Source organism: Oxalobacter paeniformigenes (genome assembly GCF_027158465.1).
GTDB classification, from domain to species: Bacteria; Pseudomonadota; Gammaproteobacteria; order Burkholderiales; family Burkholderiaceae_D; genus Oxalobacter; species Oxalobacter paeniformigenes.
Genome location: NZ_JAMKYL010000003.1, coordinates 95,107 through 117,564, shown reverse-complemented (window position 1 = coordinate 117,564; position 22,458 = coordinate 95,107). Strand labels below are relative to the sequence as shown.

At 48.9% G+C, this 22,458-nt stretch carries 18 protein-coding genes; 4 read left to right on the top strand and 14 right to left on the bottom strand.

Translation table 11 applies throughout. From position 1 onward, the window contains the following. Positions 1-99: 99 nt before the first annotated feature. The 8 genes from tadA to NAI64_RS05445 all read right to left on the bottom strand — a co-directional run bounded on the left by tadA (position 100) and on the right by NAI64_RS05445 (position 12,347). A complete protein-coding gene (tadA, locus tag NAI64_RS05480) occupies positions 100-576 on the bottom strand; it encodes a tRNA adenosine(34) deaminase TadA (protein ID WP_269298570.1) in 477 nt (158 codons plus the stop codon). Beyond that, positions 573-1,028: a 6-carboxytetrahydropterin synthase QueD gene (queD, locus tag NAI64_RS05475; protein ID WP_269298568.1), complete on the bottom strand. Its 456-nt coding sequence runs from the start codon at positions 1,026-1,028 to the stop codon at positions 573-575. The genes tadA and queD overlap by 4 nt, the downstream gene beginning before the upstream one ends. 7 nt (positions 1,029-1,035) lie before the next feature. Then, positions 1,036-1,671: a 7-carboxy-7-deazaguanine synthase gene (gene queE / locus NAI64_RS05470; RefSeq protein WP_269298566.1), complete on the bottom strand. Its 636-nt coding sequence runs from the start codon at positions 1,669-1,671 to the stop codon at positions 1,036-1,038. Between the two features lie 94 nt (positions 1,672-1,765). After that, positions 1,766-4,675: a putative bifunctional diguanylate cyclase/phosphodiesterase gene (locus NAI64_RS05465; protein WP_269298564.1), complete on the bottom strand. Its 2,910-nt coding sequence runs from the start codon at positions 4,673-4,675 to the stop codon at positions 1,766-1,768. Positions 4,676-5,212: 537 nt separating this feature from the next. Beyond that, positions 5,213-7,426 carry an AAA family ATPase gene (locus NAI64_RS05460; protein ID WP_269298563.1) on the bottom strand — a complete coding sequence of 738 codons (2,214 nt, stop codon included), beginning with the start codon at positions 7,424-7,426 and terminating at the stop codon, positions 5,213-5,215. A gap of 36 nt (positions 7,427-7,462) precedes the next feature. Next, positions 7,463-9,097: an N-6 DNA methylase gene (locus tag NAI64_RS05455; protein ID WP_269298562.1), complete on the bottom strand. Its 1,635-nt coding sequence runs from the start codon at positions 9,095-9,097 to the stop codon at positions 7,463-7,465. Continuing rightward, complete coding sequence (locus NAI64_RS05450) at positions 9,094-12,129, bottom strand: Eco57I restriction-modification methylase domain-containing protein (RefSeq protein ID WP_269298560.1); 3,036 nt, start codon at positions 12,127-12,129, stop codon at positions 9,094-9,096. Before NAI64_RS05450 ends, NAI64_RS05455 begins: the two co-directional genes overlap by 4 nt. Next, positions 12,126-12,347 (bottom strand): helix-turn-helix domain-containing protein, encoded by a 222-nt coding sequence (locus tag NAI64_RS05445; protein ID WP_269298558.1) that lies wholly within the window; start codon positions 12,345-12,347, stop codon positions 12,126-12,128. Before NAI64_RS05445 ends, NAI64_RS05450 begins: the two co-directional genes overlap by 4 nt. A gap of 519 nt (positions 12,348-12,866) precedes the next feature. Here NAI64_RS05445 and NAI64_RS05440 point away from each other — a divergent pair. Then, positions 12,867-13,400 carry a helix-turn-helix domain-containing protein gene (locus tag NAI64_RS05440; protein ID WP_269298556.1) on the top strand — a complete coding sequence of 178 codons (534 nt, stop codon included), beginning with the start codon at positions 12,867-12,869 and terminating at the stop codon, positions 13,398-13,400. Between the two features lie 12 nt (positions 13,401-13,412). After that, the gene (locus tag NAI64_RS05435) at positions 13,413-13,898 is read left to right on the top strand and encodes a hypothetical protein (RefSeq protein WP_269298554.1); all 486 of its coding nucleotides are present in this window, start codon (positions 13,413-13,415) and stop codon (positions 13,896-13,898) included. A gap of 178 nt (positions 13,899-14,076) precedes the next feature. Here the strand turns inward: NAI64_RS05435 and guaA are convergent, their stop codons facing one another. From guaA to NAI64_RS05420, 3 genes are all read right to left on the bottom strand, one after another. Then, positions 14,077-15,684 (bottom strand): glutamine-hydrolyzing GMP synthase, encoded by a 1,608-nt coding sequence (gene guaA, locus NAI64_RS05430; protein WP_269298552.1) that lies wholly within the window; start codon positions 15,682-15,684, stop codon positions 14,077-14,079. 73 nt (positions 15,685-15,757) lie between these two features. Next, positions 15,758-17,221, bottom strand: coding sequence for an IMP dehydrogenase (gene guaB, locus NAI64_RS05425; protein WP_269298550.1), 1,464 nt, complete (start codon positions 17,219-17,221; stop codon positions 15,758-15,760). A 249-nt stretch (positions 17,222-17,470) separates the two neighbouring features. Next, positions 17,471-18,460, bottom strand: a complete 990-nt coding sequence (locus NAI64_RS05420; RefSeq protein WP_269298548.1) for a C-terminal binding protein — start codon at positions 18,458-18,460, stop codon at positions 17,471-17,473. A 297-nt stretch (positions 18,461-18,757) separates the two neighbouring features. Between NAI64_RS05420 and rpmB the strand changes: the two genes are divergently transcribed. Continuing rightward, positions 18,758-18,994 (top strand): 50S ribosomal protein L28, encoded by a 237-nt coding sequence (gene rpmB / locus NAI64_RS05415; RefSeq protein WP_269297585.1) that lies wholly within the window; start codon positions 18,758-18,760, stop codon positions 18,992-18,994. A gap of 37 nt (positions 18,995-19,031) precedes the next feature. After that, a complete protein-coding gene (gene rpmG / locus NAI64_RS05410) occupies positions 19,032-19,199 on the top strand; it encodes a 50S ribosomal protein L33 (protein WP_269297583.1) in 168 nt (55 codons plus the stop codon). Positions 19,200-19,286: 87 nt separating this feature from the next. Here rpmG and moaD read toward each other — a convergent pair whose 3' ends face one another. From moaD to thrC, 3 genes are read right to left on the bottom strand one after another with little or no spacing between them, the layout of a single operon-like run. Continuing rightward, the gene (gene moaD, locus NAI64_RS05405; RefSeq protein WP_269298546.1) at positions 19,287-19,544 is read right to left on the bottom strand and encodes a molybdopterin converting factor subunit 1; all 258 of its coding nucleotides are present in this window, start codon (positions 19,542-19,544) and stop codon (positions 19,287-19,289) included. Continuing rightward, positions 19,541-20,755, bottom strand: a complete 1,215-nt coding sequence (locus NAI64_RS05400) for a molybdopterin molybdotransferase MoeA (protein WP_269298544.1) — start codon at positions 20,753-20,755, stop codon at positions 19,541-19,543. Before NAI64_RS05400 ends, moaD begins: the two co-directional genes overlap by 4 nt. Positions 20,756-20,804: 49 nt before the next feature. Continuing rightward, positions 20,805-22,274 (bottom strand): threonine synthase, encoded by a 1,470-nt coding sequence (gene thrC / locus NAI64_RS05395; RefSeq protein ID WP_269298722.1) that lies wholly within the window; start codon positions 22,272-22,274, stop codon positions 20,805-20,807. Positions 22,275-22,458: the final 184 nt, after the last annotated feature.

The window sequence follows — 22,458 nt, the reverse complement described above, 5'->3', positions numbered from 1 at the left end:
GCAGACATCCCACCATCAACAGCGCAATCATCCATTTTTTCATGATGTCCCCCGATCGCTGTGGCTGCGTCAGACAACGGCTTGCGCCCGCTTCAGAGATCACTCCGCCTGCCGTGCGGCTTTGGCCAGTTTTCTGCGTTCGGCGAAAAACGCCTTGAGCATCGCCGAACAATCGTCCTGCAAGATACCGCCTGTCACGGTCGTGTGATGATTCAGTTCCTTTTGCATAAACAGATCGACGACACTGCCACATGCGCCCGTTTTCGGGTCATACGCCCCGAAAACCACGCGTTTGAGGCGCGCATGGATCATGGCGCCGACACACATCGCGCACGGTTCCAGCGTGACATACAGCTCGCAGTCGGGCAACCGGTAGTTTCGGCATACCGCCGCCGCATTGCGCAACGCCATGATTTCGGCATGTGCCGTCGGATCATGTCCGGATATCGGGCAGTTGAATCCCGTCGCGATGATCTCTCCATCCCTGACGACGACCGCACCGACCGGCACTTCCCCGGCCGCTTTCGCATATTGCGCCTGCACGAGTGCCTCGCGCATGAACATTTCATCGTTCATGCAAGCGAATCGGCCGTTACTTCAGCCCAGCAATTCGGCGTTTCATAAATCCGGACACTCTTGAGTACCAGCGCATTGCCGAAAAATCCCTCATAAACTTCCCTGAGGGTATCGAAGGCCACACGTGCCATGTTTTCGACTGTCGGCACCCTGTCGAATACGACGGTTTTGTGGTTCGGCAAACTGTCCAGGAACTGTCTGACCGGCGTGTCTTTTTCATACACCAGAAAGGCATGATCCCAATGGGATACCAGATGGATTTCCGCCAGCCGTTTGACTTCGGAAAAATCCAGCACCATGCCATTGCCGGCGTCCCCTTCCTTCTCAAGCGGATTCCCTTCCAGCGTGATATGCAATACATAACGGTGCCCGTGCAGGTTCCTGCACTGGCTGTGGTGATCCGGAATGCGGTGTCCGGCATCGAATTCGAGTTTTCGGGTAATCGTCAACATGAAAATATCAGGGTATCTGTAAATATTTATGCGTTTGCAAACCGAGCTTCCATTTCGGGTTCGTCAAACAGGTTGCTATCGCTATTCTAACGTTTTGCTGCCGGTTTTCTCCATCCATCGGCTGGACGTAAAAATGGGAAAAGGCAAGCCGCTCATAATCGGCCAGATTCTGGTTTTCCTGAGGAATCACGACCTTGATTTCGTCGCCCTGTGTGACCACGAGTTTCGCCCCCACCTTCGGACTGACGCAAACCCAGTCGATACCGGGCGGTACGGCAATGGTGCCGTTGGTTTCGATCGCGACTTCAAAACCGGCACGGTGCATCGCGTCGATCAATGCTTCATCCAGCTGTAGCAGCGGTTCACCTCCGGTGAATACGACATAGCGGTTTTCCGGATGGCTCGCCGGCCACAGGGAAACGATACGCTCGGCCAATGCATCCGCCGTCGGGTATTTTCCGCCGCATTCGCCTGTCGTGCCGACAAAATCGGTATCGCAAAACCGGCAAACGGCACGTGGCCTGTCTTCTTCCCTTCCCGACCACAAATTGCAGCCCGAAAAACGGCAGAATACGGCAGGACGTCCGGTACGTGCGCCCTCGCCCTGCAATGTATAGAAAATTTCCTTTACGCTGTACGTCACAACCGCTCTCCGGCTATCGTTCGGCCTGAACAAAAACAGATATTTTCGCACCGATTGCGTTTTTCGTCACCGTCTGCGATTGCACCGACCGACGTCACGCCATGACTGTACAACCTTTCACCGCCAGCAGTTTTCCGAAAGACGCCTTTTCAACCGGTTCGGATATGTAATACCCCTGTGCATAATCGCAACCGAGCGACGACAGTATCCGCCATTGCTCCGGTGTCTCGACACCTTCGGCGACGACCGCGATATCCAGTTTGTGCGCCATCATGATCATCGTTTCGCACAATGTCCTGTCTTCATCGCCCGCCGTCAGATTCCGGATGAATGTCCTGTCGATCTTCATGTAATCCGGACTGAACTTCTTGAGCGAAGCCAGCGATGAATACCCTGTCCCGAAATCATCGATCGCCACCCTGACGCCCCTGCGGTGCAATGCATCGAGTTGCCTGACAACCGATGCATCCGTCCCCGCAAGCAATTGTTCGGTAATCTCGATCACTACGGACTGCGGCGGCAGGGACAATTCTTCGAGGCAGGCCATCCATTCATCGACAGCGATACCGCCTTCCGTGAACTGTACCGGCGAAAGATTGAGACTGATACAAAAATCCGGACGTGATGCACGCCACTTCGCGGCCTGCCATACCGTTTCCATGAAAAGCCCGTTGCCGAACGCGCGGATCATGCCCGTTTCTTCCATCAAGGGCACGAACGTGACAGGTTCCATCATGCCGGAAACGGGATGCCGCCACCGTGTCAAGGCTTCCGCCCAGCCGATTTCACCGGTTTTCATGCTGGCGATCGGCTGGAATACCGTCTCGAACTGTCCGCAATCCAGTGCATGACGCAATTCGCAAATCATGTTCGTGCGCTGCCTGACCGCTTCCTGCATCGAGGACGTGAAATAATGATACCGGTTCCCGCCGTTTTTCTTCGCCGCATACATGGCCTGATCGGCATGCTTCATCAATTCCTGTACATCGGCGGCATCTTCCGGATAAAAGGCGATACCGATGCTGGTCGACACATGTACGCTTTGCCCATCGATCACGAACGGTTGCGACAAGGCACTCCGAATACTCTGCGCCACCCGGCTGACATCGCGAAAATCTTCCAGATCCGCCAGGATGACCGTAAATTCATCGCCACCCAGCCGCGCCACCATGTCTGTCTCGCGGACACAATGCGAAATCCGTTCGCTGGCACCCTTGAGCAGAGAATCGCCCGCATCATGTCCCATCGTATCGTTCACATACTTGAAGCGGTCGAGATCGAGATACATCAATGTCACAGAACCGCCGGTACGCTGCGCTTTTCTGGTCTCGAAAAGCAGCCTTTGCTGGAACATCCGCCGGTTCGCCAGCCCGGTCAGCAAATCGAAATTGGCATGCCGCCAGATAGCTTCGTCCGCCTTTTTCTTTTCGGATACATCGCGGATGATGAACTGCGCAAAACATTTACCGGCGGTATCGATAATGCCCGAACTGATTTCGACCGGAAAAATCCGACCATCCGCATGTTTGCCGTATGCCTCGAAAATCAGGCTTTTCTCCCGCTTGAGTTCCTGCCACCTTTCTTCAAATACCGGGGCATCCTGCGGATCGAAAACCGTCCGGATATTTTTGCCGCTCAATGCGGAACGGGCCTTGCCGAATAACGCACCGGAACGCTCGTTCGCCTCGATCACCGTTCCGCTATCGTCCATCAGGATAATGGCATCGTTGGCAAAACGGCTCAGATAGTCATGGCGCAACGCACGCTGTTTCAGGCCGTTCTTCATCCGGACCGTCTGATACTGCATATGCCGGTGACGCAATACGAAAAACAGAACCAGCGCCGCCGAAGCGGTCAAAAGCGTGGCCATCAGCAGGATATACCATGCCATTTGCCGGATATGGCCATAAGCTTCCCGTTCGTCCATCTTGACCATCAGCGACCAGTCCGAATCGGGAATCTTGCCCACATAACCGACAACACGCTTGCCGCGATGATCGACCGTATGAAAAATTCCCTGCCGGGTTCGGCCTATCTTTTCGAGCCACTGTCCGTGGCCGGCATCACCCTGTTCGATCGGATAGGCGATCCGTCCCGTCGGCACACTGCGCAGCATCGCCACTTCCCCGCCACGGGTACTGAACAGAAATACCCGTGACGTCATGCCGCTCGTCGGCCAGATCGACATGACAGGTATCAGCGACTCGGCCGGATTGACATAATGAAGCCGAACCCCCGCTTCCGGACCTGCAGATGTTTCTTTCATGAAAGGCACGTACATCGTCAGCACATCCCGCCATGTCCCATCCGCATTCGAAATCCTTTTCGGTGGCCCCATCCAGATACGACGGGATTTCAGTACATGGGACATATCATGCGCGGCAGTTTCCGTAACCGGCTTCCGGCCATCCGCATCCGGGCGACCGTTCCTGGCCACCGTCTGTAAACGCTCCGGCAAACCCTGTCTTTCCGTCACGCCCAATCGTTGTCCCTGACGGAAAATACCCGCCTCGCCTGACAAACCGGCTTGAGCGACAGCCCATGCGCTTTGACGATCTTTCCAGTCGCTGATCTGCCTGATCTGCTCTTTCGCCAGCAAAGAGAAATTCCGGTCGAATGCTGCAGTTTCATTCTCGGCGAGCATGAAGAAAACGACATACGCCAGCACTGGAACCAGCACGGCGATACCGAGAAAAACCGGTAAATGTTTGCGGATGATGAATACGGAAAAACGGATACCGGATGCATATGATGATCTGGGCACCGGAAAAAAGCCGAAAACGCAAAGAAAAGCGGCAAAAAACAGGGCAATCGCACCTGCCGGAAAAATATACTTCCTGCCGACAAACTGGCTCGCCGCCGCGCCTGCCGGATCGACACCCGACACCAGCATCCAGACTGCCAGCGCCGCAAGCAAACCGCCGCCCAGAACGACACCTACCGAACGGAAGAACTTCCGCCACCTTTCCCTTATCTTCAGTCCAGCAGTATCACTTTGCATCATTCAGGATTCTTTCCGCAGACAAGGTTTTCATTGTCGCACACAGTCCCGTCCAATCGTGAAAACTCTCAAACTTTCGGGAAAAAACGACAAACTGGCCTCCGTCTCTCACCTGATCGCAGGAATTTGCCATGCGAAAACATTATATAAATCGCCGGGAACACCCCGGTTGAGGAAAGTCAGTCCGACATAGTCTGAATGCCTACTCGCGTCAGTCTGGCTCCTGGTACCGTACCTGACAGTCTCATCCCGTTTCAGCTTTTTCAAACATAAACCTTTCCTGTTGTGTCGCTCCACCAGATCAATTTCTGCATCCATGCAAAAAAACCGCCTTGCAGACAATAAAAAAACCCCGTCCATCAGGACGGGGTTTGAAGAAAACCTTCACTCCCACTCGCTCCCGTCAACCCTATTCTAAACAGGTTTGCTTATGGAATTTAGCACAGATTATTTGTATTACTTTCATTATTCAGGTAGCGTGGGCTATCTGATTTTCTGTTGCCATGGTGTTGCCACGAAACGCAAGAACTACAAGAGAATTCATGTCACTCCCATCATCATTTTATAATGAGATTCGTGTCCCATTTTGATAAATACTGCTTTGAATATTTGCTTATAACGGTCTATCGAATCTGTATAACTATCAATATACAAATCATCGGGGATTGTATGCGATCCGTCATTTATCCAACTCAGCAAAGAACGACAGATCATCTTTTCTTCTATTGTAGAGAAAGAGTCCACAATTGCGTCATCCTTTGTTTTTCCGAGAATACTAAAGTAGTTTTCCAAAATTCTTCGCATGATATTTTGTGTTGTAATAAGCGAAGCATTTGTGTTACTTTTTAGTTCTTCCCACAACAGTTCATATGACGTTTTAATTGGATTGTTTCTTTCGTATGCTCTGATAAAGGATATGTTATTGTCCTTGCTAATAATCCAGAAATGAATATCATTGCAAACTTCAGTTCTGCGATCGATAAAAGCGGTTTCCTTATGAAAAAACACATTGTGAGTGAGAATAAAAATCTGTTCTACGTCAGAATTTCCCTCACGGACATCTTTTATTAACCCTTTAACCATAGAACTTACTATGTATAAAACCGTACTGTCAAGACTACAGATCGGATCATCCAATACCAAAACCTTACGATTAGAAATTTTTGACACATCAACGGAGCCTTTGGCAAATTGCAAGAAATACAAGAATGATATAAATGTTTCTTCTCCTTCGCTCAATGTGTTGGTAGCAAGAGAGCCGTCCATTCGCTGTATTTGATAGGCGTTTGGCTGAACTGGAGAAGGTGCTATTTGGAAGTTAGTAAAACCATAGCTTTTCAGAGAACGATTGATCTCATCAACGGTCGGCTGAACACTCGTTATGTTCTTGCCAGCATCAACTATTTTTTCATCCAGCTCATCCAATTGCTGCTTGCATATATCGATCCCTTTTTGAATGCCCTTTTTAGCTTTGGTGAAAGTTTCAATATCGTTCAAATATCCAGCAATTAGCGCCTCGTTTTCATCCATTAAAAACGCCCAAATATCAGCTACAAGAGCGTTCTTCTCAGACGTATAGTTATCAACCATTTTATTATGTTTGGTAATAGCTGCATTTCCGTCGATTACCAATTGTGTTATTGAACTTATCGTTACAGCGGTTTCTGTTAGCGAAATGATTCTGCCAGGTTCTTTTTCCTTAATAAGCATTTCAGCTTTATTCTTAGAAAAATATCCATTAAGCAGATCTATCAATCCATTGAGTTTATTTGTGTCAATCCCGGCAGCAGGGTAAGCCCCAAGGCTTGTCCGAAGTGTGTTTATACGTCTCAACAATTCGTCAGTATATACGCTATATTGGCTAATGAACTGTTTTATTTGGTTGACATCCTGCTCGTATTCTCCGCTAAAGAAAGCATCAAGCTGCTGTTTCAGTTCCCCTGTAATTGTGGGCTGCTGACAGAACGGACAAATCCCACCCTCTCTCAAATGCTTTCTTCCTTGATTTACCCAGTCTGCATTATCCAAAACATCTATAAGCCGTCCAATAGGAAGATCTTTATTGCCAACAATTACTTTGCTCCAAATCGTTGAAGTTTCAATTTCAGCAAGTCGTTCAACGGTATCGTCAATGGAAAACAAGATAATTGCACATTTTTCCGGCTTTTGTGCAAACAAAGTCTTAGCCCGTAAAAGCAGACTATCTCTTGCTTCACAAGAAGTACGCGAGCTTGCGTAGCGTCTAAGCACTTCGTCTCGGAAGCGTTCTTTATTGTTCCTGAAACCACTGAATGCCTCTTGAAAATCTGCTTCATTGGGTTTTAATATTCGTTCCCATACAGTATCTCTAAATGAGGCTTTGTATTCGGATTCTTCTTGCCACTTCTTTTTGAGGGTATTATCCCGTGTTGTATAGTCTTCGTTCTTCTTTGTGCGTTGCTCTTTCATTTTTTCAAGAGCTTGTATATCTTCAATTGTTGCTTGACCAAGTGTAAAAACACCAGCAATGTTTTCTTTCAAGTTTTTTACACGAAATTCACGATTATATACAACAACATCTGCTACGATGTCATTTTCCCACTTAATTTCACACTCACTATATTGAGAATCAGTCGGATTGCGCAAGAAATTACTAATAGTGGATTTTCCACTGCCATTAGGGCCATAAAAGAAATTGATCTTTTGGCAGTTTTCGATTGAAACGCCCACTGATGGATAAGTGGCGCAATTCTTAAGTTTAATTGATTTAATCACAGTGAGCACCTCTGTTCTAAATTCTACAGCCGCAATTTATATAGGCTTGCGAGGATTCTTTCGAGTCATCCTACGGCTGTGTAATTTTTTCCAGACACTATGAAGCAAACTAATTTCTTGCGCGGATAGTCCAAGCCCTTTCTGAAGCAAACTGGCATCTGTATACTCCAATATTTTATCAATTTCTCCATTTCGTTGCCAGCAATCAATTGCATGCAAGTCTAACTGACTCGCCATTAGCATAGGGATACGAATTCTACGGATTTCTCCTGGTTCAAAAGTGAGAACGCCTCCACCATAACTTCTTCCAAGCGTTTCACTTAGAGCGAATGTATATGTGTTCAAAAAAGCTGCTGCAACCTGCTTTCCATCGATGCCCTCTAAAAACCTTACTTTATGGAGCGTATCCGTGACAAGGGCTTTCTTATCGTTCAGAATCATTCTCGGATACAAATGTGCCTGGCGAATTAAGAACGCATCGGCATACCAAGTCTGCGATACATGATACCACTTTGGCCTTATACGACATTTGTAATTCTTATTGAATCCTTTTTTTTCGCCCCATTGGATGTATGCTTTCTGCTCATCGGTTAACGCATTAAACTCCTCATTCCCGGGAGCAAAGAAAAATACTTTTTTCCCCAATGCAATCAGAGTATTATAATCCTCATTCGTTAATTGCACGCCTTTTAGCTGCTCAGAGCGACTAATGATTGGGACAACACTATTCTGAAGATTGAATTCTTTTACTGTTGCCTGATTCATGATGAAAAAGTCATTCTCGCCACTCACAAGGCCAACATTTACCTCAAACAAGTCGGTAGCATCAGAAATTCTCGGATCATTATTGAGCCGTTTCAGCAGTTCTAACTCCTCGTTGGATAAATAATATTTTACCCATTTATCACGACTATGGTCGAGTTCCTTAAATTCGGTATTCTCCAAGCATGTTTGACCTCGCGCAATCAAATCCGACATGTCTTCCAGTTCGACAACACGAATGCCATGTTTATTACAGCCTCTTTCACCCAGTAGAAGAACAACTTCCTGCTGTATATCATCAAAAACCAACCGCTTGAATGTAACAAGCGTTAGCTTGTCAAAAAATGTGCTGAGAAATTGCCTCGCTTCAGCAGCGTAATCAACTTGGAACAATTCGGCAGGAATGACCATCCCTACGCGACCATTTGGCTTTAATGCTTTACAAGAAAGCAGTAAGAATGGTAGCCAAATATTCGTTAGGCGATTGGGATGAAATCCATGATTATTCATCAAAGCGAACGCAACTTTACGATACTCCTCTGTAAAATGCTGATAGCGAATAAAAGGTGGATTGCCAACTATCACATCAAACTGAGTCTGACCTTCAATTTCTTTTTGGTAATATGTGAAGAAATCCTTGCATATCACTGTTGTACCATACTGTGCGGATTTTTCAGCCTCAATATCATCCAACTCAATCCCAAGCACATTGTTCCGAATTTGTTCATCTGTAGCGCCCAACTCTCTATAACGAGTAGTTATGGCACTCAAAAAACTACCATCGCCGCAGCTTGGCTCTAAAACAGAATCTGATGTTTTACGGATAGCCCATTCTGCGATAAATTCAGAAATTTTGTCGGGGGTATAGTAGCCGCCTCTTAATTTGTTATATCCTTCAATTGGTTTCATACCTGTTCCTCGACTTCTTGAGATTCTACCTGATAAAGCTCATCGATTACGCTATTTAATTCAGCATTGATTGCCGTGATGGAGTGTTCCAAAACTGTACGACGAGCTGCATTAGGAGCAGAAGCTAATTGTTCCTTTAACTGCATAATATTTTGCACCATCTCAACAATCTGCTGATGCTTGGCGACTTCGGCTGGGTTTTCAAAATCAATCTTGTAAATAGGAAGAGTCGCAATAAACTGCTTTCCGTGAGAATAGTAATCCCCTCTAAAGGTGCTTGCTCTACTTTTCACAAGGAGTTCCATTAGCCAATGGTTCAAAATCGCCTGGATATAGAAAATAGATTCCTGAGAAGTAGCTTTCTTTTCTATACCATAGAAAGGACCATTTCCTCCACCAGTGAAGACAACCATATCATTATCATAGACATAATTTGAGCTTGTTGACAGCACAGGCCAAACGAGATGTTCTCCTGCAAGGAAACGTCTTAAAGATTGACTGCGTCCGAACGCAAACCAATTTTCAGTCGTGCGTCCAGGCATATTACGTTCATCCAGCTTATCTTTGAAGCGATTCAAATATGCTAACGCATGAGGGAAATCCTCTGTCATTTCTGCCAAACTATATAGAACCGGTCTTCCGTTTACCGCCTTGTACGGGAATATGATGTAGCTATTTGCTTCAATTTTCTCATAACTGACAAGTTGTGTGTCATATATACTTTTACGCAGAATTCCTTTCTCTATCTGGAACTCACGACCCTGTCTATCGTACGAGTAAATGAAATTCTCGTCTTCACGATCAGCGTGGATGATATAGATTTGGTCAGCACTTGTTTGAACACCAACAAAAATGTCAACCAAAGTAGAAAGGGAAACGCAAGATTGCGAAATCTCTTCCAAATGTGCAACAATATTTTGAGGCAAGAACGACCACGGCTGACCACTGATATAAGCAGCCGGATAGGTCGAGCATTCTGTATCATGATTGAATAAGAACCGATTCCAATCCTGAACAAAGCCAATTTGGAATTCTTCATAGCCTTGCTTAGATAATACCAAAATGCAGGTATAAGTGCTTCTGTTTTCAAAAACTTGATGAGTTCCGAAATGCAGAATTTTCTTAACACTGGAATTGGAAGAAAGCAATTCTCTCAATTTAGCGCCTGACTTGATGTTCATAAACTTGTGCGGGACGATATAACCCAGCATTCCGTCATCGTTTAACAGTGCAAGTCCTTTTTCAATAAACAGATAATACTTATCGAGTGTATCAGTTTGTGCGGTTACATAGGGAGAATAGCTACTCTTATAAAAATCATACTCTTCTCGGGAATAGTACACCATATTCTGCACACGAATATAGGGCGGATTACCGATAATCGCATCAAACTTTCGGTTGCAAAACTCAGCATTCCAATCGAACATCTTTAACTTGTTCATCAAGGAAACATTCTGATAAACAGATCGATCAAAACGTGCATAAGCCATATTCACAAGGCTGTTACCATTTTTGATGTTCTCGTCCAAATTAGGAAGGATGCGTTGATTAGTACGCTGATGAAAAGCTTCTGCCTCCTCCAAGGACGAATTTTCCAATGCCTTTAGCAGCAAGCTGAACTTTGATACTTCTACAGCGAGAGGGTCAATATCAACACCGAAGATGTTGTTTTTCAAAATGGAGCGTTTTTTCTCATAAGAAAGTATATAGTTTGTACTGCCAGCCAGTTGATAAATATCGCCTCTTCGCTCAGCATTTTCTCTATCATGATTTCGATAATACTCAATATGATAGTTTACAATGTATTCAAATGCCGACAGCAAGAAGTTGCCTGACCCGCAGCAGATATCTGCAATGCGATACTGAGCCACTTCCTCAGGAGTTTTATTTTCATACAGAGGACGGAGCGTTTCTTCGATAATAATATCAGTGATGTTTTTTGGGGTATTGACTGCACCCTGGGAGTCAACTACTTCGGGCTTTTCTTGCGACTCAATATGTCCATCTTCTCGGATTGCAAGCGCCTCATCCAAGAACAGTTCATAAATCTGGCCAATAATATACGGGTCAATTACACCAAACTCATAGGAGTTATTGGGGTAATACAGGCTTTGAAAAATCTCGATAATAACTGAGTCAGACACAGTAAGGCGATCTTCTTCTAAGAGTTCGAATAATCCAGAATCATACTTCTGATCTGCCGCAGCGAACATTGACCTTAGATCTTGGTATGCCGTAATAGCCTTCAGCGACTCATAGTTCTCGAAACATCTATCCTCACAAATACGAAGGAAAATTGTTCTATTAAGCACTCGTTGAACAAAAATATTGAGTGTTTCTACATCAATGTTTGGATTGTTGCGCAGAATATCCTCACCAAGCAGCATTCGCCATGCTCTAATCTGATCCAGGAAATACTGATCGAACGGTTCACGACGAAGAGCTCCCTGAATGTTACCAAAATGGCGTTCAAACTGTCCGGTCAAGGCTGCTTCTTTGGACAGCATGTTGTAAATTTCCTCAAAACATTCCACATACTCGTCGAAGTGGTAGTGAGCAATCATTGCGACACCAATGTCATCGCCTTCTCTCGGACGAACAGAACAATCATAGATATATAGATCGGTGAAATTGGTCAGCACTGAGACTTTTAAGTTTCCGCTCCATCCATATCTGCGCAACTGGAACGCCGGAGCTACATCGATAGTAAGGTTTACCGCAGGTTTCTTTGTCTCAAGGAAATACAGGACTTCCGTACCTACCTTGAAAGAATAATCTGGTTTTTTGCTGCGATGGACGCCGTCTTCCTCTACAACTACGGTAGCCTCATGGGTAACTTCACGCAGGTGTTGTGGCAATCCACGTTCGTTATCTACATCCCATCCAAGAAGTTTGAAGAAGCGGTTTACAAAATCAACACGGACTTGAGTCTCGTTATAGGTTGCTCTCTGGAATTGCAGATAATTATTACTGTAAGTCTGAACAAGCTCGGCAACTTGTTCGGTTAGCGTAGCCAGCATCTCTGGTGTCATTCCTGCAATCCCTCACTTTCTGGTAAAAAATCTACAATATCGCCTACATTACAATTGAGAGTAGCACAAATCTTCATAAGGCTTTCTATAGAGACAAATTCGTTTTTCCCCATCTTGGCAAGCACATTGAAGCTGATACCAGAGGCGTCTTTCAAATCTGTCCGGTTCATTTTCTTATCGATCAGCAGTTTCCAGAGCTTATCGTAGGAAATAGGCATTGCAATTCTCCCTTCTGCACGATTTTGTAGGCATAGGACTTGGACACTCCCAATTCCTGCGCCACTTCTTCAAATCTCATAAACGACTGTTCTGCCATAGGCAAAATACCTTCCTTTCCTGATTTGTGGTTGATTGCTTCGCCGTTCTATCCGCAGGACTCTGACAGGCAACCCTTTTCGGCGCTGTGCCGTTTTCTTTTCTCCTTGGCACGCTCATTTCATCGCCTGCTTCCCCGGAGAAAGTATCCTTTGGACGGTCATTCAATTTTACGGCTTTTGGATTTCACACCCTCACTTTACAACGGACATTTTTTCTGCATTTGTTGACCGTCCTAATTGTAAAATTTTTATGAATTAAGCTAATATGCTTAGTCTACAACTATTGTACTATACACATTAGTTTAAGTCAAGCTGGTTTGCAGGAAAATATTAAATAAATTTGCTTAGATTTTTCTTGACGAAATTAAACATATCTGCTATACTCGTTATCAAAGACAACCGACACAGGAGATGGCTATTATGGCGATTGGTGAACGCATCCACTTTTTCCGCACGATGCGGGGTATGACGCAGAAATACCTTGGCATGGCACTGGGTTTCCCGGAGAAATCCGCAGATGTCCGCCTTGCGCAGTACGAGAATGGTTCCAGAACGCCCAAAGCGGACGTGACCGCTGCGCTGGCACAGGTGCTTGACGTTTCACCCAAGGCGCTGGATGTACCGGAAATTGACTCTGATATTGGACTGATGCACACATTGTTCACGCTGGAAGACCGGTACGGGCTTGAAGTCTGCGAGTGCGAGGACGAGGTGCATCTGCGCGTCCATATCCATAAGGGACGCGACGCAGCAGCGCTTCACAGGATGCTTACCGCGTGGGGTTCGGTTGCCGCCAAGCTGAAAGCAGGCGAGATCACGAAAGAAGAATACGATCGCTGGCGCTATTACTATCCGGAATACGATACCTCCGGTCAGTGGCACAAGATCACACCGTCACAGGGACTTAGTGATATGCTCGTCGAGGCATTGAAAGAAGAAATAGACACCAAGTGAGGGGAAAGGGAAATGTCAGATAACAAAGTGAAATTAGGCGATGGTGTAGCTGATGGGTTGAAAAGCGAAGCTAACCAAGAAATATTGAGCATAGGTAAAATGCTCATTGGTGTCTTATCTAAGTATGTAAAAGACAAGGTTCAAAATATTGACCTTGAGAAGCTGTTGAGCAAAAAGGATACGGATGAGCTTATATCCTTGTGGTCTTCTCAGCTTGCTGAAAAAGGAGTGCTTCCCAAAGGATACGCCAGTTTGCCCGATAATCTTTTAATTGATAATCTTCATCAAGATGGCTACTTGGAGGGCATATATGTTGGATATGCCCTTGCTATAATGTCTTTAGTTGATAACAATGCTCCGGAAGAATTGATCCTCGCTGTCAGAGACGATATTCGTCCCAATCTGATGGGACATCACTATAACGATCGAGAAGAATTCTATCTGCGCTATAAGGGAGAAACATATAGTTGGGTTGAAAAATCCCACAAGAGCGATTGATTAAAACGACCATTCAATTTCCATCCGTATAGTCAAATAAAAAAGAGCTACCTGACTTCATTTGAAATCAGATAGCTCTTTTCTTGTGAATAATGAAATTCTGTTGCCAAATCGTTGCCACAAGGGGCATCAAGGCTTAAAAAGTCCAGTGTTTACTGGCTTTTTTCGACCTCTGAAATTATTCCCACTCAATTGTGGCAGGCGGTTTGCCGGAGATGTCGTAAACGACGCGATTGATGCCGCGGACTTCGTTGATGATCCGGTTGGAGACTTTGCCGAGCAGTTCGTGCGGCAGATGCGCCCATTGTGCGGTCATGAAGTCCTGTGTCTGTACGGCACGCAACGCGACGACATATTCGTACGTTCTGCCGTCGCCCATGACGCCGACGGATTTGACGGGCAAAAAGACGGCGAATGCCTGACTGGTCGCGTCATACCAGCTCATCGGCTCGCCTTTTTCCGTCGTCATCGGTGACGGGGTGTTCCACAGTTCCTCGATGAAGATGGCATCGGCTTCGCGCAGCAGGTCGGCGTATTCTTTTTTGACTTCGCCCAGAATACGGACACCCAGTCCAGGACCCGGGAACGGATGACGATAGACCATTTCACGCGGCAGGCCGAGTGCAAGCCCCAGTTCGCGCACTTCGTCCTTGAACAGTTCGCGCAAGGGTTCGAGCAGTTTCAGGTTCAACGTGTCCGGCAGCCCGCCGACGTTGTGGTGGCTCTTGATGGTCTGCCCTTTCTTGCCCTTGCCGGCACTTTCGATGACGTCCGGATAGATGGTGCCTTGCGCCAGCCATTTGGCATTGGTGATTTTCGCCGCCTCGGCCTGAAAGACTTCGACGAATTCGCGACCGATGATTTTGCGTTTTTCTTCCGGATCGGTCACTCCGGCCAGTTTGCCCATGAACTGTTCGGTCGCATCGACATGAACGACCTTGACGCCGAGGTTGCGAGCGAACATATCCATGACCATCTTGCCTTCGTTCAGGCGCAGCAAGCCATGATCGACGAATACGCAAGTCAGCTGATCACCGATGGCGCGATGGATCAATGCAGCGGCAACGCTGGAATCGACACCGCCAGAGAGTCCCAGAATCACGTCGTCCTTGCCGACTTTCTGCCGGATGGCTTCGACGGCTTCGGATACATAGTCAGGCATGTTCCAGTCGGCACTGCATCCGCAGATGTCATGCACGAACCGATTGAGCATCGCGCGACCCTGTACGGTATGGGTCACTTCGGGATGGAACTGGACGGCGTAGAATTTGCGTGTTTCGTCGGCCATGCCGGCGATCGGGCAGGCTTCGTTGGCGAGTATGACTTCAAAGCCCTGCGGCAGCGCCGTCACCTTGTCGCCATGGCTCATCCAGACTTTCAAAAGCGACATGCCGTTGGCCAGAACCGCATCGGCGACACCGTCAAGCCAACGGGTATGACGTGTCGTTTGTACCTCGGCATAGCCGAATTCACGTACCTTGCCGTTTTCGACCTTGCCGCCCAGCTGTTCCGCCATGGCCTGCATGCCGTAGCAAATGCCCAGTACCGGCAATCCCAGCTCGAACACGATTTGCGGCACACGCGGCGTGTCGCCTTCGGTGACGCTGTTGGGACCACCGGAAAGGATGATGCCCTTGAGCGAACCATCGGCTGCATAATCGCGGATGAAATCCGTTCCCACATCATAGGGAACGACTTCCGAAAACACACCGGCTTCACGTACACGGCGTGCGATCAGCTGGGTGACCTGTGAACCAAAATCGAGAATCAGTATTCTGGAATGCATGGAATTTTCTTGTCAAAACGGGTTCTGGAAACGCAAAGGGCCGGAATGACCGGCCCCTGTACTCTTTTTTGTCTTATTCAAGACGGTAGTTCGGCGCCTCTTTGGTGATCTGGACGTCGTGTACGTGCGATTCACGCATACCGGCCGAACTGATTTCGACGAATTCGGCACGTTCGCGCATTTCGTCGATGGTCTTGCAACCGCAGTATCCCATCGAGGAACGGACACCGCCGATCAGCTGGAAGATGATGGCGTTGACGCTGCCCTTGTACGGAACACGGGCTTCGATACCTTCCGGAACCAGTTTGTCCGGCTGGTGTTCGGCTTCGTCCTGGAAGTAACGGTCTGCCGAACCGCGCTGCATGGCGCCGACGCTGCCCATACCGCGATAAGCCTTGTAGCTGCGGCCCTGATAGAGGATGACTTCGCCCGGTGCTTCATCGGTACCTGCGAACATGCTGCCCATCATAACGGTCGATGCGCCGGCTGCCAGTGCCTTGGCGATGTCGCCGGAGAAGCGGATGCCGCCGTCCGCGATACACGGTACACCGGTACCTTCGAGCGCTTCGGCAACGTCGGAAATGGCAGTGATCTGCGGAACACCGACACCGGCGACGATACGGGTCGTGCAAATGGAACCCGGGCCGATACCGACCTTGACGGCGTCAGCACCGTGATCGAGCAATGCACGTGCCGCAGCGGCGGTGGCGATATTGCCGCCGATGACTTCGATATCCGGATAATGCGTCTTGACCCATTTGACGCGATCGAGCACGCCCTGTGAATGACCATGCGCCGTATCGACGACGAGAACGTCAACACCGGCCTTCGCCAACAGTTCGATACGTTCGTCATTGTCCGGACCGACACCGACAGCGGCACCGGCCAGCAATTTGCCGTACCCGTCCTTGGAAGCCAGCGGATAGTCGTTCGTTTTCTGGATGTCCTTTACGGTGATCAGGCCACGTAATTCGAAATCGTCATTGACGACCAGCACCCGTTCCAGACGACTGCGGTTCATCAGGCGTTTGGCTTCGTCGAGCGACGCACCTTCCTTGACGTAAACCAGTTTTTCGCGCGGGGTCATCTTGTCGCGTACCGGTGCGTCAAGTTCCTGTTCGAAACGCAGGTCGCGGTTGGTGATGATACCGACGACGGTACGGCCTTCCACCACAGGGAAGCCGCTGATGCCGTGCTGTTTGGACAGTGCGATCACATCACGGATTTTCATGGATGGCGGAATGGTGATCGGATCGGTCACGACGCCAGCCTCGAACCGTTTGACGCGAGCCACTTCGCGAGCCTGTTCAAGCGCGGTCATGTTTTTGTGGATGATACCGATGCCACCCTGTCTTGCCATGGCAATAGCCAGTGACGATTCCGTCACCGTATCCATCGCAGCGGAAAGCAGCGGAATATTCAACGAGATCTTTCTCGTCAGACGGGTTCTCAAAACAGTATCTTTGGGAAGAACGGCAGAATAAGCCGGTACGAGAAGCACGTCATCGAACGTGAGTGCCTTTTTGAGTAGTCGCATGGTAATTCCTATGTGTCCAAAACAGGATTATACAGATTTTTCAAGCAGATTGCCTACCACAATTTTGGTATTTTGCACAATAAAAAACAGGATATTGCTTCATAAAAAAACAGTCAAACCGCCGATTCGCATGCATGTCTTCGACTTGCGGCCGCCGCTAGCGCTTTTTTGCACAAGACCACGCTGCATGCGCATTGCCTGTTACCGGTCAATGCGACGATCACATACGGACAGCGCTTCCGCTCGCCTTTACAGCCTGTTGACAGGACAGCGAGGTTTTTCCCCCCTGAAACCGCGTACCGCTTCTTCTGCACAGCGCGTCTTGAGATTGTTTTCGGCCTGAACCGAATACCATGCCATATGCGGTGTGATGATGATATGCGGCGCAGAACGCAACGGGCTGTCCATCGGCAGCGGCTCGCTGCTGGTCACATCGATACCGGCTCCGGCCAGATGACCGGACTTCAGCGCTTCGGCCAATGCGGCTTCCTCGACCAGACCACCACGCGTCACATTGACGAACATGGCGCCTTTTTTCATTTTCGCAAAACTTTCCGTATTCATCATACGGGCATCCTGCGCGTTCAGGCTACAGTGCAAAGACAGTACGTCGGCACGTGCAATGACATCGTCTTCCGAGGTCAGTTCGATGAACGAACACTCCGGATCTCCCTTGACATGATCGGTAAAGATATCGAAACCGATAACCCGGCAACCCAGTGCGTGTACCCGTTTGGCGAATGCCAGCCCGATCCGGCCCAGTCCGATGACACCGACCGTCATGTTCGCCAGATGCTGGATCGGCACCATTTCCGCATAATTCCAGCGTCCCGCCCTGACCTGGTCGTTCGCCTGACATATTTTGCGCGTGATCGCCAGCATCAGTGCAAGCGCATGATTGGCGACTTCGGATGTGCCGTAGTCCGGAACATTGCATACCTGAACACCATGGCGCGTCGCCGCTTCCAGATCGACATTGTCGACACCATCACCATAGCGAACCACCATTTTCAGTTCGGGCAACGCGGCAAATACCTTTTCGGTAAAAGGCGCACGCTGGTTGCATACGGAAACCGCACCTTTGCAATTCGCGATCAGATCGTCTTCAGTCCTGCATTGAAACGCCTTGTACGGAATACCGGCCGCTTCGAAAACCGCCTTTTCCGCATCGATATTGACATGGTTACAGTCCGTAATAACAATCATCGCCTCTGCCATACGATCACCCGTGCTCTTCAAAAAACCTCTATTTTCCCGTAAAACGGAAACCGTCCTCTATTATATTCAAAATGGCCGCGAAAGACTGTAATTGCCTTGAAATGCCTCTATCCTGCCACAGCAATACAATGCGGAACATACGATTGCGCAACGATCATTTGCACACGCTTGCCGGAAGCTCCATGCCTCATTGAGAAATTGTGACATATATTCAAATTATAGGACACACTTGTTTTTGACAAGTCACTGTTTTTTCTTGTCTTTTGTTTTCCTTTCATATAGAATGCAGCCTTCGCTTTTTTTATTTCGGAGGTTCTTATGGCTCGCGTTTGCCAGGTCACAGGTAAAAAACCCATGTCCGGTAATACGGTTTCTCATGCCAATAACAAGTCCAAACGGCGCTTTATGCCCAATTTGCATTACCGCCGCTTTTTCGTCGAGTCCGAAAACCGCTGGGTTTCGCTTCGCGTTTCCAATGCCGGCCTGCGTGTCATCGACAAACTCGGTATCGACGCTGTTCTCGCCGATCTTCGCGCTCGCGGCGAAAAAATCTAAGCCGGTCTTCGGTTCTTTTTTTTGAGAGGTTTTTGTTATGGCTAAAGCAGGCAGAGAAAAAATCAAACTGGAATCCACCGCGGGTACCGGTCATTTCTATACTACGACCAAAAACAAGCGGACTACGCCTGAAAAGATCGAAATCATCAAGTTCGATCCCAAGGCTCGCAAGCATGTCCCTTACAAGGAAACCAAAATCAAGTAATCTCCCTCGTTTCCTTTCCTTGTTTCTTTCAAAGCCGGCTTGCGCCGGCTTTGTCGTTTCCGGGCTCACACCGGAAACAACCGGTATTCATCCACCGGTGACAGGCGGAAAGAAAGCCGCTTCCCCGTTTTCCGTCAGGACAGTACTGGCCGTCGCCATTTTCAGCTCAAAAGCCATCCTCACACCGTTTTCCTCCGCCAGTACCGCCGCCCATACCGTACCGCGCCGCACAAGATATTGTCTGAGATCGCCGACGGTATGAACGTTTTCCGGCAAATCAAGCCATTCTTCCGAAACACCCAATGCCTCACGGATACTGGCGAAATAACGTACTCTGATTCTCATGGACGCCAGAATTCACTGAAAGGAATGAACCGGACTGTCTCGCCCGGTCTGATTGCATGCCCGGGCGGATTGTCGACCAGTCCGTCACCCCATACCGCCGATGACAAAATGCCCGAACCCTGATTGCCGAACAATTCCACTTCGCCGTTGCCGTTGATTCTGGCACGCAAAAATTCATTGCGTTCGTCCGCTTTCGGATAAGCGCTGGCGCATGGCAATAACAAGGCTTTCGGCGTTACATCCGTGACACCCTGCATGGCCAGCAGATACGGACGGACGAACAGCAAAAAGGTCACGAAACCGGACACCGGATTGCCCGGCAAACCGATGATCGCCGTACCGTCGTCTGAAGACTGCCTGCCGATTTCCCCGTAAACCAGCGGTTTTCCGGGTTTGACCGCGATTTTCCAGAAATGCAGCCGCCCTTCCGTCTCGATAGCGTGTTTGACATGGTCTTCCTCGCCGACTGATGCACCGCCAGATGTCAGGATCAAGTCATGTTCCGCCGCTGCCTGCACGAAATAGCGACAGGTCGTCCGGAAATCGTCAGGCACGATGCCGAAATCGGATACTTCGCATCCGAAGTCTTCCAGCAAGCCGCGGAGCATATAGCAGTTCGAGTTATAAACCTTGCCGGGCGGAAGCGGTTCGCCGGGTTTAACCAGTTCGTCTCCGGTACACAGCAATGCCACCTTCGGCTTTCTGACGACCGGCAGATGGGTCAAACCGACAGTTACAGCAACGCCGAGATGCTGCGAACGCAATCGGGTACCCGCCATCAGGACAGGATCGCCCTTCTTCGCCTGTTCCCCTGCATGCCGGACAGCTTCACCCTTCTCAGGCAAACGCAAAAAGGACAAGCGGTTGCCTTCTGCCAGGCACCATTCCTGCCTGACGACGGTATCCGCACCTTCCGGCAGGGGTGCCCCCGTGAAAATCCGCGCTGCTTCCCCCTTGCCCAGCGGCACTCCCGTCGCACCTGCTGGTATTCTCTGGGTGATGGTCAATACCGACGCAGTATCGGCCACATCGTCGTAACGAAAGGCATAACCGTCCATGGCCGAATTGTCGGTATCCGGAACGGTAACGCATGCATACTGCGCTTGGGCCAACACACGGCCATTGGTCTGCGATACAGGCAATGTTTCCACATCCTGTATCGTGCTGACACTGCCGAGCAATTGCGAAAGGGCTTCACTTGCCGTCAACATATCCCCGCTCCTTCCATACTCCGTCCGGCCTACGGAACTTGTACCCGGTTCAGAGTCCCGTCCGTTCGGCAATGAATTTCTTGACTTCTCCCGCATCGACCGGCATGACGGTAAACCGTTGCGGCAATCCCTCGATATTTTCGAAACCTGCGGGCCTCGAAGCATTGTGACCCAGTGCCTCGAAAATCGTTTCGTTGAACTTGGCGGCCTGTGCCGTTTCCAGCACAATCATCGGCACGCCCTTTTGCTGGTGTTCCCACGCGACCTTGATACCGTCTGCCGTATGCGGGTCGATCGTGATACCATATTCGCTGCTGACTTTCCGGATAGTAGCGATACGATCCGCATGGGTGGATTTGCCGGATTCGAAACCATATGAGGGGACACGCGAAAATTCGTCGCCATCGCCCTTCTGACTATCCGACAGGTCGAAAAAGCCTTTGGTTTCGATCTGCCTGAAAAGATGACTGACACGCCGGCCGTCTCGTCCGAGCAAGTCGTAGACGAACCGCTCGAAATTGGATGCCTTCGAAATATCCATGGACGGGCTGCTCGTATGCCATGTTTCATCCGATTTGCGGACACGATAGACGCCGCTGCGGAAAAATTCATCGAGTACATCGTTTTCATTGGTCGCGACAACCAGACGATCAATCGGCAATCCCATCATACGGGCGATATGACCGGCACAGATATTGCCGAAATTGCCTGACGGTACCGTAAACGAAACCTTTTCGCTGTTATCGGCAGTCGCCTTGAGGTAAGCGCGGAAATAATAGACGACCTGCGCAACTACTCTGGCCCAGTTGATCGAATTGACGGTACCGATCTTCTGGCGCGTCTTGTAGGACAAATCGTTCGATACGGCCTTGACGATATCCTGACAATCGTCGAATACCCCTTCGATCGCGATATTGTAAATATTCGGGTCTTGCAGGCTGAACATCTGTGCTGTCTGGAATGCGCTCATCTTCCGGTAAGGCGACAGCATGAAAACGCGGATACCCTTCTTGCCGCGCATGGCATATTCCGCCGCGCTGCCGGTATCACCGGAAGTCGCGCCGAGAATATTGAGTTCCGCATTCTGGCGGGACAGCGCGTATTCGAACAGATTGCCGAGCAACTGCATGGCCATGTCCTTGAACGCCAGCGTCGGGCCGTTCGAGAGCGACAAGAGCATCAGTTTCTTGCCGTCTTTTTCACCAAGCACCCGCAAGGGCGCGATATCCTGCGCCGTGTCGCCTTCCCGCACATTGCAGTAAACCTCAGGCGTATAGGTTTTTTGCGCCAGTGCTTTCAGATCCGCCTCCGGAATATCGTCGGCGAACTTTTTCAGAATCTCGAAAGCCAGCTCCGCATAGGAAAGTTTGCGCCAGGCATCAAGTTCACGACCGGTCACGACCGGATAGGATTCAGGCATATACAGGCCGCCATCCGGTGCCAGACCTTCCAGAAGAATTTGCGAAAAAGATTTTCCTGTACCGTTTTTATCCCCGGCACGGGTCGATACATATTGCATACGGACATCCCGACAATTCAGCGATTGGACACAGCCGGAAACGGCAACACCATCCGGCCAACCGAATTTAGCATTGTAACCAAATTCCGTTTCGATAGACATTTATCGGATAAAATCTCATGTTTTCGGACGATAGTCCAAACAGGAAATCAAAAAAGTAATATCCTATTTCAGTTAACAGTTT

Coding starts and splice junctions, on each gene's coding strand:
- thrC (WP_269298722.1), bottom strand. CDS start 22,274: ATGCAATATGTATCGACCCGTGCCGGGGATAAAAACGGTACAGGAAAA.
- guaA (WP_269298552.1), bottom strand. CDS start 15,684: ATGCATTCCAGAATACTGATTCTCGATTTTGGTTCACAGGTCACCCAG.
- NAI64_RS05440 (WP_269298556.1), top strand. CDS start 12,867: ATGGCGATTGGTGAACGCATCCACTTTTTCCGCACGATGCGGGGTATG.
- NAI64_RS05455 (WP_269298562.1), bottom strand. CDS start 9,097: ATGAAACCAATTGAAGGATATAACAAATTAAGAGGCGGCTACTATACC.
- moaD (WP_269298546.1), bottom strand. CDS start 19,544: ATGAGAATCAGAGTACGTTATTTCGCCAGTATCCGTGAGGCATTGGGT.
- NAI64_RS05450 (WP_269298560.1), bottom strand. CDS start 12,129: ATGACACCAGAGATGCTGGCTACGCTAACCGAACAAGTTGCCGAGCTT.
- NAI64_RS05465 (WP_269298564.1), bottom strand. CDS start 4,675: ATGATGCAAAGTGATACTGCTGGACTGAAGATAAGGGAAAGGTGGCGG.
- NAI64_RS05445 (WP_269298558.1), bottom strand. CDS start 12,347: ATGCCTATTTCCTACGATAAGCTCTGGAAACTGCTGATCGATAAGAAA.
- guaB (WP_269298550.1), bottom strand. CDS start 17,221: ATGCGACTACTCAAAAAGGCACTCACGTTCGATGACGTGCTTCTCGTA.
- rpmB (WP_269297585.1), top strand. CDS start 18,758: ATGGCTCGCGTTTGCCAGGTCACAGGTAAAAAACCCATGTCCGGTAAT.
- NAI64_RS05435 (WP_269298554.1), top strand. CDS start 13,413: ATGTCAGATAACAAAGTGAAATTAGGCGATGGTGTAGCTGATGGGTTG.
- NAI64_RS05400 (WP_269298544.1), bottom strand. CDS start 20,755: ATGTTGACGGCAAGTGAAGCCCTTTCGCAATTGCTCGGCAGTGTCAGC.
- rpmG (WP_269297583.1), top strand. CDS start 19,032: ATGGCTAAAGCAGGCAGAGAAAAAATCAAACTGGAATCCACCGCGGGT.
- queD (WP_269298568.1), bottom strand. CDS start 1,028: ATGTTGACGATTACCCGAAAACTCGAATTCGATGCCGGACACCGCATT.
- tadA (WP_269298570.1), bottom strand. CDS start 576: ATGAACGATGAAATGTTCATGCGCGAGGCACTCGTGCAGGCGCAATAT.